Below are 14,614 nucleotides of genomic sequence, written 5' to 3' on the forward strand. Positions count from 1 at the left end.
ATACATACATACACCCGCTGCCGGCGAACCGCCAATCACGGCGCGTCGGCAGGGGGAACGTCCCGCGCCGCCTGGCGTTTTAGACCATGGCAACAGCGGCGGAGGAGGATCGATGCCTGGCGAACGGCAGAAAGCCCGCGACACATTCGGGAGCGAAACATGCTTTCGTTTCTGACCGAGGCCATGCCGCTGACGCCGAGCTGGTGGGATATCGGCGCGCGCATCATGCTGACGTTGATCGCCGGCGGCCTCATCGGCCTCGACCGCGAACGCGGCGGCCACGCGGCCGGCTTCCGGACCACGATCCTGGTCGCCCTTGCCGCATGCCTGGCGATGATCCAGGCGAACCTGCTTCTCTCGACCTATGGCAAAACCTTCAGCTATTTCACGCAGATGGACGTGCTGCGCTTTCCTCTCGGCGTCCTGACCGGCGTCGGCTTCATCGGCGGCGGCGCGATCCTGAGACGCGGTGACACGATGACCGGCGTCACGACGGCCGCCACCATGTGGTTCATGACCGTTGTCGGCCTCTGCTTCGGCGGCGGCCAGATCGTGACCGGGACGATCGCGACAGCGGTCGCCTTCGTCGTCCTGTCGCCGATGAAGCGCCTGGATACCTGGCTGCGCTGCGAACGCAAGGCAACGCTCGTCATCTATGGTTCGAATTCCTCCATTGCCGATCTCTCGAAGCTGCTCGAGCCTCTTGGATGCAGCGCATCGTTCGGTTCCCTGAAGCGGACCGACGACGACCGCACCGCGCTGGGCTTCGAGCTGCGATGGCTCGCGAAAGATCCCGACGCATCCGCCCGCGCAATCCTGACCGCCGTCTCCGAAGCGCACGAGGTGGCGGAATTTTCGATGCAATCGACGACGACCTAAGCCGGAACAGTCATCGCGCTCCGTCTATTTCGAAGCGTGCTCCGGCTTACCCTTCCGCTTGGTCGAGGCAAATTCCTCGAGCTGCTTTTCGCTCATGGATTCGACCATCTGCTTCGAAGCGCCTTTCAGCTCCTTCTTCGGCGTCTCGCCGCGTTTGGCCGAGAGCGCAGCACCCGCGGCCTTTTGCTGGGCTTTTGACTTGGCTGGCATATCGATCTCCTTCTGCCTCCGTCAAAGCTTCCTGAGTTCCTCGGGCTTGTGCCCGGCCCGTTTTCCCGATTTGTCGCTTTCGACGATATATTGGGGGTCCGCCGCCGACGCCTTGACCTTATGTCCCTTGATCCTGGTCGGGCTGGTCTGCTTCCTGACCACCCTGCCCTTGGTCTTTCCCTGGCTGGTATCCCAGCTCACCTCGTCGCCCGCCTTCAATTGCTTTGCCATGGAGGCTCCTTGCAGTGAAGGCTGCGGCCGAAGCCGCAGCCGATCGCGCGTCAGTTGATGGTCGCCCACTGGCTGCGAACATCACGCGCGTTCTTCGACAGGTGAACGTGAGCGTCGACATGATCGACCCAGTCGAGCGGAATCAGGTGATGCTTGCCGTCTTCGGAATCGGTCTTGGTGAGCTTGATCCGGGTGGGGCCGTCGAGATGGTCGACCGTCCCCATATGGGTGCCGTCGGCTGCCCTGACTTCCATATGCTCACGAATCTGATCTGCGGAAATCATCGTTTCCTCCTTTACGTCACTGGCAGTTACCAGGTCGCAACGACGGGGAACGGAGATGGTTCCAGGGCCTTTTGTCACGCCCGCGATGACGCTGGCCGCCCACGCACGATCATTCAATCTCGTTGATGTTATCCATAAGCTCTATTCGTTTGAATGATGAGTTGCGGAGGCCCATATTAGGATCATGGACATGGGCGAAACTCCCAAAGACCCCATGCCCAGACCTTAAAGAAAGGAACCGGAAATGACCACGCTCACCTATCGGGGCAGCGGCAAGCACCTCACCTCAGGCAGAGGCCACTTCGACCTGGTCGATTATGCCCACAGGCTCGTCCTCGCCTGGACGCGCTGGCGGACTGCCCGCGAAATCGAAGCCATGCCTTTCGACATCCGCAAGGACATCGGCTGGCCGAGCACGGACGACAGCAAACACCGGACCATATAATGAATGCGACATTCCTCCCGAGATGAGGGCGGCGTCTGCTTCGTGCAACGCCGCCTTTTTCGTCTCAAACGTAGGATTTGTTCCGTCGGATCGGCTCACCTATCCCTTCAGCAGTGACCTCTGATCACTCCCACCGGCTGACTCTGTCTGTTTTCCTGGTAAATGCCGAAGCAAATGATTTTGCGCGGAACTTGAGCAGCGTCAGGCGACCCTCAGCGCTGCGCGTGTAGACAAGCTCTGAATCACCGACATAGCGATTCCACAGCTGAGCAAAATATATGGCATCCTCCTTTTTTCGGCCGATGATCGAAGGGAGCGCGTGATAATCCACCCGCTTCCACCGCCAGAGTTTTGACGACCTGACGAGAATGTAGCGGGGATTCTGTGGGGGGACGAGGACTTCCCGCAGGGCGTCGAGAAAGCGGGATCGTTCGATTGTCGTGGCACCCTCTAGCCGACAGTAAATGATGCCGTTTTGGTCGAGCGTCGCCTCGACGCCTACCTTTCCCAGCTCCGTCCTTATGACGCCCATATGATGCAGCGTCTCCAGGACGGTTGTCCCCACCTGCTTCATGCTCCCTTCCAATGAGCCGTTCCTAAACAGCAACCGGCCAGCTTTGAACGCGCCCGGCAAACAGAAGATGGCCAGCAACGCGAAGGCAACGAATAGGACCGACTCCAGTTGTTGCAGCGATCGAATATCGGTCACCTCAAAGCCCTGCAGGACTCCATCCAAGATCAGGCCGGCGAGCGCGGCACTCTGCGCAAAGAGAAATTTTGTCGTGTTCCAGTTAACCAGTCCCTTGGGAGTATAGTTGCTCTCCAATGTTTCCTGCATCCTGGCAACAGCGCGTTTGCTGTGCAGCGCGCTATGCCAGCTGGCTTTTAGCGCCTTACGGTCGGTGGCCCGCCGTTCCATCATCTTGTTGATGTCATCGACACCGCGCGCGTCCCACCGCGCTGTGCCTAGCATCAATCGTTGAAAACCGCTTTCGATCAGCGGAAGCTCACCGAAGGACAATCCCTCAAAGGCATAAAACCGGCGTTTCAGCGCATCGACGTCGCTACCCAGGTCTATTGTCATGGTGTCAAACGGATCGGGCGCTTTTCTGTCGGTCGATTTCCTCCCGAAGTGCAGCGGGATTCTCTGCTCGAGCTTTTCAGGGTCGATGACTGCCAGATGCCAGACGTTGGCAGCCTTCTGAGGTGCTTGAGGGTCGATGCGAATGGCGCGGCCCCGCATCTGATTGGAAAGCACATATGATCCTACCGTACTTGCCAGGATCAGGGTGTTTACGGAGGGTGCGTCCCATCCTTCGCCCAGCAAAGCCTGGGTGCCGACCAGGACCGTGATCCCGCCCCGGCCGAACAGTTCGGTGATCATATGGACGATATTGCGGCCCCGCTCGCCCGCGAGTTCCACGCTGACGAAGCCCGCATCGAACGCTGCCTGCTGATAGCGGATATGCTCCGCACCTATGCCAAGATCGTCTGCGATCTCATCGAGAATTCCTTTCGATCCCGCCGGAATGAGAACCATGCTCCCGGTCAGAATTCCAAGCTTGAGATCAACTCCGGACCGCCGCAAGGTCTCAAAGATAGGCACCACGCCCATTCTCTCGATAGGCGGAACGTCTGCGGGCCCGGTGGGCAACATATCCTTCCTTATATAGTCGGAAAGGATAACCATACGGAGTTCGTCACGCATCGACGCGCTTTCGAGCCGGGTGATATCGACGATCGCGTTGAGCTTGCTCACGCTCGATACCAACAGCTTCTGAACCGATCGTGGATCGGTCAGTCGCACTTTGCCGTGCTCCACGGCCTTGATTTCCCTCAGCCTGTCTTGTTGGTAGCGGATTGTCCGCTCCGCGTCTTGGAAATCATCGCGGTGGGTGTAGATGACGCCGTTCAGCAATACCTCTATCCATTCAAGCGTCAGATCCGGTATTTCCCGCGCCTTGACGCCGAGAATGTCGAGAGTCGATTGCGGCAGGTCGACATATTGCGCGTTCAGGAAGATCAACATGCTGGAGAAAAAGCGGGCATCATCCAGTATATGCTCCACATTTCCGATCGGCTGCATAATCCACGGGTGATGCAGAATTGTCAGCTTGAATTCTGCGCTCTCGAGCAGCGTTTCGATGAAGTCAGCGACCTGCGCGCGAAACTCCGCAAGTTTCTGTGCTTCCAGCGTGCTCGGCAGGCTGAAATGGACATAGTCCTGATGGGGACAAAGGTCGCCTTGCAGCACGAGCTCAGGCACGGAAATTTCACCGTCTATCGGCCCGCAAAGCGCCTGATAGCGGTCCCATTCCTGCGGATCGACATCGTATGGAGGCGTAGCTGTCAGCGCGACGACGGTCGGTTTGCCCAATGCTTCCTTGAGCATCGTCAGGGCCTTCCACCACTCGTTTCTAAGATGGTGCGCTTCATCGAGCACAAGCGTGCGAACGTTCCCTTCACGCAGCTTCGCGATGATTTTCTTTCTCGCCTTATCCGTCTCCTGTTTGCCTGCTTCGACGGATTGTGCCCGGTCGTTGTCCTCCTCTTCGCTGTCGGCGATTTCTTCTTCAGATGCACGGCCCGAAAACGCCGCATGCAGAGCGTGATAGGTAATGATCGTGACGGTGCCAGGCGCCCTTACATCATGGGAAATCCAATCCGGTTCAGCAACGTCCGCGGGTAGGAACATCGCACGCAGCCGCTGCGCCCATTGATCCCGGATGGTCTTGCTCGGGGCCAGGATCAAAGTCGCTTCGCCAAGCCTGCGCATCACCTCAAGGCCTAAAATCGTTTTGCCTGAGCCGGGTGCTGCGACGATATGCAAACCATCATCGCCTATGAGATTTGCCAGATCATCAAGTATCTTCTGCTGATATGCTCGCCACGTGCCCTGAAAAGCGAGATTTCTCATTCAATGCTGCCTTTGGGATAAAAGGCGACGAGTCGTCGCGAAAGTTACGATTGAAATTATTGAGGAGCACTGCACCATCTTAGCTTGAGTCATGCAACGCCGGTTATGCCTCGCGCACGTCTTTTGACGAAATTGCAGCGGCATCGCACGGGCACCGGACCATGTAATGAATGCGACATTCCTGCCGAGATGAGGGCGGCGTCTGCTTCGCGCAACGCCGCCTTTTTCGTCTTCGGACGATCGAATTCCGAGCCGCTTCGATCCCCAAATTTCCGCCTTCGACGGGCCTTTCCCACATTCGACTCCCGGGTTGACGACGATCCGACCAGTCAAATCGCGGTCAATGTCGCATATTTGCTCTTCACGGCCGCATTTATCCATGCCAGTGTCGCTTTCAGGACATCGGCGCGACGCATTCCGCGCAACGAATATGTCATCGTCCCTCGAGCATGGATTTCGCTATGAACAGGATGCAGATCAAGAAGCGTTCGCTGGTCTTCTTTATGGTACCGCAATTCACCATGCTGCCCTTCTCGGCGGCCGTGGACACCTTGCGCATCGCCAATCGCATGCTCGGCTACCAGGCCTATACCTGGCGGCTCGCCTCCGTCGATGGAGACAAGGTCTATTCTTCCTGCGGCATCGGCATCGAGGCGAATTCCTCGCTTGCCGAGGAGCGCCGTCATCTCGGCGGCGAAAACCGGCCCGGCATGGTGCTCGTCTGTTCCGGCATCGACATCGAAGAGTTCAACAACAAGTCGGTTAATGCCTGGCTGCGCGAATGCTACAATCGCGGCGTCGCGGTCGGCAGCCTCTGTACGGGCGCGCATGTGCTTGCCCAGGCTGGTCTCCTGAACGGCAAGCGCTGCGCCATCCACTGGGAGAACCTGCCGGGCTTTTCCGAAGCCTTTCCGCAAGCGGAGGTCTATGCCGATCTCTACGAGGTCGACGGCAATCTCTATACCTGCGCCGGCGGCACCGCCTCGCTCGACATGATGCTGAACCTCATCGGCGAGGATTTCGGCGAAAGCCTGGTTAACCGCATCTGCGAGCAGCACCTGACCGACCGCGTGCGCAACCCGCATGACCGTCAGCGCCTGCCGCTGCGCGCCCGCCTCGGCGTCCAGAACGCCAAGGTCCTGTCGATCATCGAGCTGATGGAAGGCAACCTCGCCGAGCCGCTGTCGCTGATCGAGATCGCCGACGGCGCCGGCCTCTCGCGCCGCCAGATCGAGCGGCTGTTCCGCCAGGAGATGGGCCGTTCGCCTGCCCGCTACTATCTGGAAATCCGCCTTGACCGCGCCCGCCACCTGCTGGTGCAGTCCTCCATGCCCGTCGTCGAAGTCGCCGTCGCCTGCGGCTTCGTCTCGGCCTCGCATTTCTCCAAGTGTTATCGCGAACTCTACCACCGCTCTCCGCAGCAGGAGCGCGCCGAGCGCAAGATGACCATGGCGACGGCAAGACAGGCGGTTGCGGCTTGAGGCGACCGCAACACAAGAAGCTGACCCATTCCTTCGTCATGCTCGGCCTTGTGCCGAGCATCTAACCACGGGTTGATAGGGCAGCAGATCCTCGGCACAAGGCCGAGGATGACGACCAGTGGCGACAGGCCGCCCTACTGCGCCGCCTCCTCCGTCATCTTCGCGTCGGAATAGACCTGATTGCGGCCGCGGTGCTTGGCCATGTAGAGGAACTGGTCGGCGGCGTTCAGGTAGTTTTCGAAGGTTTCGTAGCTGCCGATTTCGGCAATGCCGATCGAGATGGTGACGCCGAGTTCCTCATCGTCGGCCGTCACCTTCAGCCGCGAAATGTCGGAGCGGATCTCGTCGCAGAGTTTGGTTGCGGCGGCCGAATCCATCTGCGGGAAGAGGATGGCGAACTCTTCGCCGCCGAGGCGCGAAAGCAGGTTGTCGCTGCCTTCGAAGATCGTGAACAGCCTGTTTGCGACGGCCTTCAGCACCTTGTCGCCGATCTCGTGGCCATAGGTATCGTTCAGCCGCTTAAAATGGTCGATGTCGAGAATGGCCACCGAGCTCGGCACTTTGAGCCTCAGGCACTCGTTCACCAGCTTCGGGCCGTTGTCGTAGAAATAGCGGCGGTTAAAGAGGCCGGTCAGGTAGTCGCAGGCCGCCGCCGCCCGCAATTGGCGCATCTGCGCCAGCGTTTCGGCATTGTTGGCGATGCGGCATTGCAGTTCCTCGGCCACGAAGGGCCGGTAGACGAAATCGCTGGCACCAGCCTTGAGGAAACTCGCCGACAGCATGCGGTCGTTGGAGGAGGAAACGCCGATGACGCGCAGCCGGTCCGAACCGAAGCGATGGCGGATCCGCCGCGTCAGTTCGTAGCCGCTCATATCGGGCATGTGATGGTCGGTGACGACGAGTTCGATATCGCTGTAGGCTTCCAGCGCGGCCAGCGCCTCGAGCCCGGAATTCGCCTCGACGACGAGATATTGCTGTGCCTTCAGGAGATCGACGAGCACCTGGCGGGCCGAGACGACGTCGTCGACGACGAGCACTCGCGTCTTGCGGTTGGAGATCGCGCGGCGGACGGTCGCGACCAGATTGTCGAGCGCGAATTCATTGTCCTTCAGCACGTAGTCGATGACATTGCGCTCCATGATCCTGTTGCGCGTATTGAGATCGAAGGTGGCGGTGAAGACGATGGCCGGAATATCGTGCTCGATCGTGCAGTCGAGCGCCTCGCCATAGGGCGAATCCGGCAGGTTGAGGTCGACGACGGCCATGGTGTAGCCGTGGCTGTCCTCGGCAAGCTCCCTGCGCAGCGCCTTGAGCGACGGGCAGGCTTTGACGGTAAGGCCGAGCTCCGTCTGGAACCGGTGACAGAGCACGGCGGAAAACATCCTGGAATCTTCAACCAGAAGTATTTTTAGGCCGCTGGAGCGCAGCCCGATACCATCCCGCTGAAAATCCCCCTGAAAAGCCACCGCCGCTACTCCCCCATGCGCCTGACGGGCTCGACTCGGCCCTCCCCCCGGCGCGGCGAACGATAACCGAGAGGCCCGTCCGCGTGAAGGGGACAAATATTGTGATTACCTGTAATTGCAGAAATCCGGCGCCCAGCGGCGAAGCTCGCCCCGGGCCTCCTCGCAACCCGGATTCTGGAGCAGCCGTCAGGCAACCGCCCGCTCCTTGCGCATCGACTGGATCTGCAGCAGCGTATCGAGGTTCTGGTTGACGCGGCAGTAGAACTCCTCGTCGATGAAGGGACGCAGCATGAAGTCATTGCCGCCCGCCTTCAGGAACCGTGCCGAAAGCAGCCGGTTCGACGAGGAGGAAACGCCGATGATGCGCAGTTCGTGCGAGCCGATATGGGCCCGGATGCGCCGGGTCAGTTCGAAGCCGTCTATATCGGGCATATTGTAATCGGTGATCATCAGGCCGATGTCGCGGTTGGCCTTCAGGATCTCCAGCGCCTTGGCGCCGTTTTCGGCGGTGCTGACGCGGAAATTATAGCGCTTCAGCCGGCTCGACAGCAGGGCGCGCGCCGTCGCACTGTCGTCGACGATCAGCACGTGATGGCGGTGATTGGTCAGGAACCGGCAGATCGATTCGGCCAGAAGATCGACGGCGAAGACGTTGTCCTTGAGGATATAATCGACAATATCCTTGGCCATCAGCTTATCGCGCATGCCTTCGTGGAAGGTGCCGGTGAAGACGATGGTGGGAATAGAGAGGTCGACCAGATATTCGAGCGCCTCGCCGTTTTCTGCGCCGGGCAGATTGATGTTCGAAATCGCCAGCGTGATCGGATCGGAAGACTTGTCGTAGGAAAACTGCAGATCCTCGAAGCTGCGGCAGATCTCGACGTCGATGTCGAACAGCTCCTTGAGGCGTTTGCTGATCATCGAGGTGAATACGTTGGAATCTTCCGCGACAATAATACGCGCGCCGGCAAACATCTCTCCGGAATATTGCATCCCCGAAATACCTAGAAACGCCATAAGCAAACCTTTGATGTAAATTCTGTCCCCGGCCCAATTCGATACATCAATTGATTTGAATAATTATTAATCAGCACCTGCCGCTACGAAATGAACACGCGGCGCAATGGTGCGCCTGCGATTTCTTTGCGGATATGATTAAGAAATTCATCCGGCTGGCCGACCTCCTGCGAAGCCATTATAAAGAGCCATCGATCCAAAACGCCGACAGGTTCCCATGACCCGATCCGATCTCGTGATCGAATGGCTTCTCGATTCCGACCCGGCCATCCGCTGGCAGGCAATGCGCGACCTCATCGACGCGCCGGAGCCGGAATGGATGGCCGAGCGGGCAAAAGTGGAGACCGAGGGCTGCGGCGCCAAGCTTCTCTCCTTTCAGGACGAAGACGGCCAATGGGCGGGCGGCGCCTTCCTGCCCGCCGATTTCGATCCGCGCGAATGGCGCGAACGCGGCCAGCCGTGGACGGCGACAAATTTCTCGCTGTCGCAGCTGCGCGAATTCGGCCTCGACCCCGCCAGCGAAAGAGCGAGGCGCAGTGTTGAACTGATCGGCGCCAACGCCCGCTGGGAGGAAGGCGGCCAGCCCTATTGGCAAGGCGAAGTCGAGGAATGCATCAACGGCCGCACCGTCGCCGACGGCGCCTATTTCGGGATCGACGTCTCCTCCGTCGTCGTGAGGCTGACCGGCGAGCGCCTTCAGGATGGCGGCTGGAACTGCGAACGCTGCAACGGCTCCGTTCGCTCGTCCTTTGCCAGCACCATCAACGTGCTGGAGGGCCTCTTGGAGTTCGAGCGAGCGACCGGCGGCACACCGCAATCCCGGCAGGCGCGCCGGACGGGCGAGGAATTCCTGCTCGAACGCAGCCTTTTCCGTCGCCTCGGCACCGGCAAACCTGCGGATGAACGCTTCCTACACTTCCTCCACCCGAACCGGTGGCGCTACGACATTCTTCGCGCGCTGGACTATTTCCGCGCCGGCTCCATGCTGACCGGCGCCGTTCCCGATCCGCGCCTCGGCGAGGCAATTCAGCACCTGCGTTCCAAACGCCGCGAGGACGGCCGATGGCCGCTCGACTGGAGCCTGCCGGGACGCGTGTGGTTCGAAGTCGACGACGGACCGGGCAAGCCCTCGCGATGGATCACCCTCCGGGCGATGCGGGTGCTGCGATGGTGGGATGAGCGGCCTTCAATCGGAGGCTGACGGCACGCCCAGCGAGTGCAGGGAATGTGCCTCGATCTTGTGCACTGGCTGTCAGTCAATGCCCCTTGGTCGTCCTATCAACTCTCTATGCGCAGCAGGCGCTCCCCGCCGCTGACGGACCGCAGCAGGCCGCAGTCTTTCTGCTCTCCTCGGCGAGCCAGCGGTCGCGCAGCTTGCAGCTTGCCGGCCGCGGCGAAAGTTCGACATGCACGGCCCCGCCGCGCAAAACCGGCATTGCCGCGCAATAGAGCTGCATCGGCCGCCCGCCGTCGCTCACTTCGAAGGTAAGCCTGGCCGAACCGTCAAGCTGCACATGCTCCGACACCTTACGGACGATCGCGTGAATTTGCCGGCCGGCATATGCGTGCGCCCGCCCTCCTCGATGTCCCAGAGCTGGATGAAGATCTCAGTCCAGGCTTCGGGATTGGCGCCGCAATCGAGCGCCGAGAATTGGCCCACCTTGACCTCGGTGATGTGATAGCCGGGCCTCACCGGCCGGCCGTCGTAGTGGAAAACCAGCGGCGCGTCTTTACTGCCGGAGAGCGCATCCAGCAGCAGGCCGAGGCTGATCTCCTCCGTCTGAATTTTATTGTTGTCGATCGCATTCATCTGCGTTAATCCTCGTTTCAACGATTCAAGGATTATTGAAATATGGATCAACGTCAAGCCCTCGCCGCATTCGGCGCGCTGTCGCAGGAAACACGCCTTCACATCATCCGCATGCTCGTCGTTTCGGGTCCTGATGGAATGGCGGCGGGCTCCATTGCCGAAAAGGCGGAGGTTTCCCCGTCCAACGTCTCCTTCCATCTGAAGGAGCTGGAACGCGCCGGGCTGATCACACAGCAGCGCGAATCCCGCTCGATCATCTACACCGCCCACTACGAGGCGCTCGGCGGCCTGATCCGCTTCCTGATGGAGGATTGCTGCGGCGGGAACGCCGAGATCTGCGCGCCCGCCGCTGCCGTCGCCGCATGCTGTGCACCTGCAAACAATCTGGCGCCGGAATCTCTGCTGCGCCAGATGGAAGGCACGACCGCAAAACCCGCAGGGGCCGGCTGATGGCTTCCTACGATCTATCGCGCCGGCTGGTCGCAGAGGCTCTCGGCACCGCCATGCTGGTCGCAACCGTGGTCGGTTCCGGCATCATGGCGACATCGCTGACTGCAGATGTCGGGCTTGCCCTGCTCGGCAATACGCTGGCGACCGGCGCCATCCTCGTCGTGCTGATCACGGTGCTGGGGCCGATTTCCGGCGCCCATTTCAACCCGGCCGTCTCGCTGATCTTCGCGATGTCGGGCTCGCTGCCGAAACGTGACCTTGGCTTCTATGTGCTAGCGCAATTTGCCGGCGGCGTGGCCGGCACGATCTCAGCCCACCTGATGTTCAACCTGCCGCTCCTGCAACTGTCGAGCAAGATCCGCACCGGCGGCGCGCAATGGTTTTCCGAGGGGATCGCGACTTTCGGCCTTGTCGCGGTCATTCTCGCCGGCATCCGCTTCGAGCAGAAGGCCGTGCCGTGGCTGGTCGGGCTCTACATCACCGCCGCCTACTGGTTCACCGCCTCGACGTCTTTTGCCAATCCGGCGGTGGCCTTCGCCCGCTCCCTGACCGACACTTTCTCCGGCATCCGCCCGGTCGACCTTCCGGGTTTCTGGCTTACCGAAATCGTTGGTGCGGTCGCAGCTCTCCTCCTGTTCAACTGGCTGCTGCAGCCAGCCGAGACATCGTCAACCCTATCCTCCGAGGCAAAATTATGAACGTCACCATCTATCACAATCCCGCTTGCGGCACCTCGCGCAACACGCTGGCGATGATCCGCAATGCCGGTATCGAGCCTGATATCATCGAATACGTCGACACGCCGCCGTCGCGCGCGGAGCTGGTCAAGATGATCGCCGATGCCGGCCTGACCGTGCGTCAGGCGCTGCGCGAGAAGGATACGCCCTACGCCGAACTCGGCCTCGGCAATCCCGATCTGACCGATGACCAGCTGCTCGACGCCATGCTCGCCCAGCCGATCCTGATCAACCGGCCCTTCGTCGTCACTCCGCTCGGCACGCGCCTGTCGCGGCCCTCCGAGCTGGTCCTCGAAATCCTGCCGGAGACGCACAAGGGCGCCTTCACCAAGGAAGACGGCGAGAAGGTGCTCGATGCCGAAGGCAAGCGCATTGTCTGACCTTCCAGCCACTTCGCCGGCCCATCTTCACCAGCCGGATCTGGAGGCTCTGCGGCCGCCCTTCTCGACGCACAAGCCGCGCATCCTCATCCTTTACGGCTCGCTCAGGGCCGTATCCTACAGCCGTCTGCTCGCGCATGAGGCATCACGCCTGCTCGAGCATTTCGGCTGCGAAGTGCGGATCTTCGATCCCGAAGGCCTTCCCCTTCCCGATGGAGCGCCGGTCACCCATCCGAAGGTGCAGGAATTGCGCGAGCTCTCCGCCTGGTCGGAAGGCCAGGTCTGGGTCAGCCCCGAGCGGCACGGCGCAATGAGCGGGATCATGAAGGCGCAGATCGACTGGATACCGCTGTCGGTGGGTTCGGTCCGGCCGACGCAGGGCAAGACCCTTGCCGTCATGCAGGTATCCGGCGGGTCGCAGTCGTTCAATGCCGTGAACCAGATGCGCATCCTTGGCCGGTGGATGCGGATGATCACCATTCCCAACCAGTCGTCGGTGGCCAAGGCTTTCCAGGAGTTCGACAGCGACGGGCGCATGAAGCCCTCATCCTTTTACGACCGCGTCGTGGACGTCTGCGAGGAACTGGTGAAATTCACATGGCTGACGCGCGACGCCTCGGCCTGCCTTACCGACCGCTACAGCGAGCGCAGGGAAGAAGCCAAAAAGCTCGAACGACGCGTGGGCCTCAAATCCATATGACGCCCGCCGCTTCCGAACGGCCGCCCGTTGCCGCCATCCTCGCGCTCGGCCTGACGCAGATCATCGGCTATGGAACCCTCTATTACAGCTTCAGTATTCTCGCGCCCGACATGGCGCGCGGGCTCGATTGGTCGGCGGAATGGATCTTCGGCGCGCTGTCGGCGGCGCTGCTGATCGGCGGCCTGGCAGCACCCGCCATGGGCAAATGGATCGACCGCTTCGGCGCCGGCCGGGTGATGACCGTGGGCTCGGCCATTGCGGCGATCGCACTCGCCGGCTGCGCCTTTGCTCCCGGCAAGGCCGCTTTCGTCATCGCCCTGATCGCCGTGGAGACGGCGTCGAATCTGGTGCAGTATGGCGCGGCCTTCGCCCTTCTCGTTCAGATCCGGCCGCGCGCGGCCCAGCGCAGCATCACCTATCTCACCCTGATCGGCGGTTTCGCCTCGACCATCTTCTGGCCGATCACCACCGTCCTGCATGCCCATCTCTCGTGGCAGAACGTCTACCTTCTCTTCGCCGCGCTCAATTTCCTCGTCTGCCTTCCCATTCACGCCTGGCTGGCCGGCAGCGCCGGCGATGCCGGCATGGGCCAGGGGAGCGGCACGGCGAAGCGCATCGAACCCGGCCTTCCCGCCGCCGCGCGCAGGCCGGCCTTCATCCTGATGGTCACCGGCTTTGCGCTGCAAAGCTTCGTCAATGCCGCGCTTCTGGTTCATATGGTGCCCGTGATGTCGGCGCTTGGGCTCGGCGCCATGGCCGTCATGGCCGGCACGCTTTTCGGCCCGTCGCAGGTGCTGAGCCGCTTCGTCAATATGGTCTTCGGCGGCGGCCTGCCGCAGCTCACGCTCGCCGTCATTTCCGCCGTGCTCCTGCCGGCGGCCCTTGTTATTCTCCTCCTCACCGCGCCATCCGTTCCCGGCGCAGTGGGCTTCGCCGTGATCTTCGGCCTCGGCTCCGGCCTCAGCAGCATCGTGCAGGGAACGTTGCCTTTGGCGCTCTTCGGAAGCGAGGGCTATGGCCAGCGGCAGGGAAAAGTAATGTCGGCACGCCTCGCCGTCTCTTCGACGGCGCCGTTCGCGCTGGCCTTCCTGATGGGCGATATCGGCGTGTCCTGGTCGCTGTCGATTACCGCCGCGCTCGGCGCCGCAGCCGTGGCGGCATTCCTCGCCATCCGGCCGCTGATGCGGACGTCCGCGCCGGCGCAAACGGTGCTGGCGCGCGAAGAGCCTTAGAGCCTTACTTGACGACGGCCGAGCCCTTGATGATGTCGATCGTCTCGCCGCCGTCGAGGCCGATGCGGTCGCCGTCGGGCGTCGTCATGAAGCAGCCGGAGGGGCAGAGATTTTCCGAAGCTCCGGCATCGACGACCACCTCGACGCGCTGGCCGCCCTCGGTGATGACGAGCACCACGGCTGCGGGATCGGTGTTGGTGATGGATGCCGCATGGGCCGCCGGCGCGGCAAGCAGCGGGACAAGCAGAACGGCGGCAAATCTTGCCATCATGTGCGGCGGCGCGGGTGCGCCCTCCCCTCGAACGATCGGTGCTGCCCTCGGCAGCGATCCCGATTGTTGAGATCATGCACATAGACCTGTGAATGATGGCTGAA

General features: G+C 61.2%; 16 protein-coding genes and 1 pseudogene. 9 read left to right on the forward strand and 8 right to left on the reverse strand.

What is annotated here, in order from left to right; genetic code table 11:
* Positions 1–159: 159 nt before the first annotated feature.
* Positions 160–879 (forward strand): MgtC/SapB family protein, encoded by a 720-nt coding sequence (locus tag ATY77_RS12695; RefSeq protein ID WP_088687610.1) that lies wholly within the window; start codon positions 160–162, stop codon positions 877–879.
* 24 nt (positions 880–903) lie between these two features.
* On the opposite strand, the gene ATY77_RS12700 is transcribed toward ATY77_RS12695, so the two are convergent.
* Genes ATY77_RS12700 through ATY77_RS12710 form a run of 3 tightly spaced genes read right to left on the reverse strand, consistent with a single transcriptional unit; the run spans position 904 to position 1,604 of the window.
* Positions 904–1,089 carry a DUF3008 family protein gene (locus ATY77_RS12700; RefSeq protein WP_003564288.1) on the reverse strand — a complete coding sequence of 62 codons (186 nt, stop codon included), beginning with the start codon at positions 1,087–1,089 and terminating at the stop codon, positions 904–906.
* A 21-nt stretch (positions 1,090–1,110) separates the two neighbouring features.
* Entirely contained in the window at positions 1,111–1,320 is a 210-nt protein-coding gene (locus ATY77_RS12705; RefSeq protein WP_088687611.1) for a DUF2945 domain-containing protein, read from the reverse strand.
* 50 nt (positions 1,321–1,370) lie between these two features.
* Complete coding sequence (locus tag ATY77_RS12710; RefSeq protein ID WP_088673641.1) at positions 1,371–1,604, reverse strand: DUF2171 domain-containing protein; 234 nt, start codon at positions 1,602–1,604, stop codon at positions 1,371–1,373.
* A gap of 244 nt (positions 1,605–1,848) precedes the next feature.
* Here ATY77_RS12710 and ATY77_RS12715 point away from each other — a divergent pair, with 244 nt between their 5' ends.
* Positions 1,849–2,049, forward strand: coding sequence for a hypothetical protein (locus ATY77_RS12715; RefSeq protein ID WP_088687612.1), 201 nt, complete (start codon positions 1,849–1,851; stop codon positions 2,047–2,049).
* Between the two features lie 124 nt (positions 2,050–2,173).
* Here the strand turns inward: ATY77_RS12715 and ATY77_RS12720 are convergent, their stop codons facing one another.
* A complete protein-coding gene (locus tag ATY77_RS12720; protein WP_088687613.1) occupies positions 2,174–4,966 on the reverse strand; it encodes a DEAD/DEAH box helicase family protein in 2,793 nt (930 codons plus the stop codon).
* 461 nt (positions 4,967–5,427) lie between these two features.
* On the opposite strand from ATY77_RS12720, the gene ATY77_RS12730 reads away from it, so the two are divergent.
* The gene (locus tag ATY77_RS12730) at positions 5,428–6,447 is read left to right on the forward strand and encodes a GlxA family transcriptional regulator (protein WP_088687664.1); all 1,020 of its coding nucleotides are present in this window, start codon (positions 5,428–5,430) and stop codon (positions 6,445–6,447) included.
* A 134-nt stretch (positions 6,448–6,581) separates the two neighbouring features.
* On the opposite strand, the gene ATY77_RS12735 is transcribed toward ATY77_RS12730, so the two are convergent.
* Together ATY77_RS12735 and ATY77_RS12740 are read right to left on the reverse strand one after the other, a co-directional pair.
* Entirely contained in the window at positions 6,582–7,913 is a 1,332-nt protein-coding gene (locus ATY77_RS12735; protein WP_088673638.1) for a diguanylate cyclase, read from the reverse strand.
* Between the two features lie 186 nt (positions 7,914–8,099).
* Positions 8,100–8,930, reverse strand: a complete 831-nt coding sequence (locus ATY77_RS12740) for a response regulator (RefSeq protein ID WP_088673637.1) — start codon at positions 8,928–8,930, stop codon at positions 8,100–8,102.
* 217 nt (positions 8,931–9,147) lie between these two features.
* Here ATY77_RS12740 and ATY77_RS12745 point away from each other — a divergent pair, with 217 nt between their 5' ends.
* Positions 9,148–10,131, forward strand: coding sequence for a squalene cyclase (locus ATY77_RS12745; RefSeq protein WP_088687614.1), 984 nt, complete (start codon positions 9,148–9,150; stop codon positions 10,129–10,131).
* Between the two features lie 85 nt (positions 10,132–10,216).
* Here ATY77_RS12745 and ATY77_RS12750 read toward each other — a convergent pair.
* A pseudogene (locus ATY77_RS12750) lies at positions 10,217–10,740 on the reverse strand (DUF6428 family protein).
* A 42-nt stretch (positions 10,741–10,782) separates the two neighbouring features.
* On the opposite strand from ATY77_RS12750, the gene ATY77_RS12755 reads away from it, so the two are divergent.
* From ATY77_RS12755 to arsK, 5 genes are read left to right on the forward strand one after another with little or no spacing between them, the layout of a single operon-like run.
* On the forward strand, positions 10,783–11,190 hold the full coding sequence (locus tag ATY77_RS12755) for a metalloregulator ArsR/SmtB family transcription factor (protein ID WP_088687615.1): 408 nt from the start codon (positions 10,783–10,785) through the stop codon (positions 11,188–11,190).
* Positions 11,190–11,888, forward strand: a complete 699-nt coding sequence (locus ATY77_RS12760; protein ID WP_088687616.1) for an MIP/aquaporin family protein — start codon at positions 11,190–11,192, stop codon at positions 11,886–11,888. The genes ATY77_RS12755 and ATY77_RS12760 overlap by 1 nt, the downstream gene beginning before the upstream one ends.
* On the forward strand, positions 11,885–12,307 hold the full coding sequence (arsC, locus tag ATY77_RS12765; RefSeq protein ID WP_088687617.1) for an arsenate reductase (glutaredoxin): 423 nt from the start codon (positions 11,885–11,887) through the stop codon (positions 12,305–12,307). Before ATY77_RS12760 ends, arsC begins: the two co-directional genes overlap by 4 nt.
* On the forward strand, positions 12,282–13,007 hold the full coding sequence (gene arsH / locus ATY77_RS12770) for an arsenical resistance protein ArsH (protein WP_190237626.1): 726 nt from the start codon (positions 12,282–12,284) through the stop codon (positions 13,005–13,007). The genes arsC and arsH overlap by 26 nt, the downstream gene beginning before the upstream one ends.
* Complete coding sequence (arsK, locus tag ATY77_RS12775) at positions 13,004–14,239, forward strand: arsenite efflux MFS transporter ArsK (RefSeq protein ID WP_088687618.1); 1,236 nt, start codon at positions 13,004–13,006, stop codon at positions 14,237–14,239. Before arsH ends, arsK begins: the two co-directional genes overlap by 4 nt.
* Positions 14,240–14,243: 4 nt before the next feature.
* On the opposite strand, the gene ATY77_RS12780 is transcribed toward arsK, so the two are convergent.
* Positions 14,244–14,510: a hypothetical protein gene (locus ATY77_RS12780; RefSeq protein ID WP_088673630.1), complete on the reverse strand. Its 267-nt coding sequence runs from the start codon at positions 14,508–14,510 to the stop codon at positions 14,244–14,246.
* Positions 14,511–14,614: the final 104 nt, after the last annotated feature.

This window comes from Rhizobium sp. R634 (genome assembly GCF_002211305.1).
Taxonomy (GTDB): Bacteria; Pseudomonadota; Alphaproteobacteria; order Rhizobiales; family Rhizobiaceae; genus Rhizobium.

Excerpts from the sequence above, each read along its gene's own strand:
- arsK (WP_088687618.1), top strand. The coding sequence starts at position 13,004 with ATGACGCCCGCCGCTTCCGAACGGCCGCCCGTTGCCGCCATCCTCGCG.
- ATY77_RS12705 (WP_088687611.1), bottom strand. The coding sequence starts at position 1,320 with ATGGCAAAGCAATTGAAGGCGGGCGACGAGGTGAGCTGGGATACCAGC.
- ATY77_RS12720 (WP_088687613.1), bottom strand. The coding sequence starts at position 4,966 with ATGAGAAATCTCGCTTTTCAGGGCACGTGGCGAGCATATCAGCAGAAG.
- arsH (WP_190237626.1), top strand. The coding sequence starts at position 12,282 with ATGCCGAAGGCAAGCGCATTGTCTGACCTTCCAGCCACTTCGCCGGCC.
- arsC (WP_088687617.1), top strand. The coding sequence starts at position 11,885 with ATGAACGTCACCATCTATCACAATCCCGCTTGCGGCACCTCGCGCAAC.
- ATY77_RS12710 (WP_088673641.1), bottom strand. The coding sequence starts at position 1,604 with ATGATTTCCGCAGATCAGATTCGTGAGCATATGGAAGTCAGGGCAGCC.
- ATY77_RS12745 (WP_088687614.1), top strand. The coding sequence starts at position 9,148 with ATGACCCGATCCGATCTCGTGATCGAATGGCTTCTCGATTCCGACCCG.
- ATY77_RS12740 (WP_088673637.1), bottom strand. The coding sequence starts at position 8,930 with ATGGCGTTTCTAGGTATTTCGGGGATGCAATATTCCGGAGAGATGTTT.
- ATY77_RS12695 (WP_088687610.1), top strand. The coding sequence starts at position 160 with ATGCTTTCGTTTCTGACCGAGGCCATGCCGCTGACGCCGAGCTGGTGG.
- ATY77_RS12715 (WP_088687612.1), top strand. The coding sequence starts at position 1,849 with ATGACCACGCTCACCTATCGGGGCAGCGGCAAGCACCTCACCTCAGGC.
- ATY77_RS12755 (WP_088687615.1), top strand. The coding sequence starts at position 10,783 with ATGGATCAACGTCAAGCCCTCGCCGCATTCGGCGCGCTGTCGCAGGAA.
- ATY77_RS12730 (WP_088687664.1), top strand. The coding sequence starts at position 5,428 with ATGAACAGGATGCAGATCAAGAAGCGTTCGCTGGTCTTCTTTATGGTA.
- ATY77_RS12760 (WP_088687616.1), top strand. The coding sequence starts at position 11,190 with ATGGCTTCCTACGATCTATCGCGCCGGCTGGTCGCAGAGGCTCTCGGC.
- ATY77_RS12780 (WP_088673630.1), bottom strand. The coding sequence starts at position 14,510 with ATGATGGCAAGATTTGCCGCCGTTCTGCTTGTCCCGCTGCTTGCCGCG.
- ATY77_RS12700 (WP_003564288.1), bottom strand. The coding sequence starts at position 1,089 with ATGCCAGCCAAGTCAAAAGCCCAGCAAAAGGCCGCGGGTGCTGCGCTC.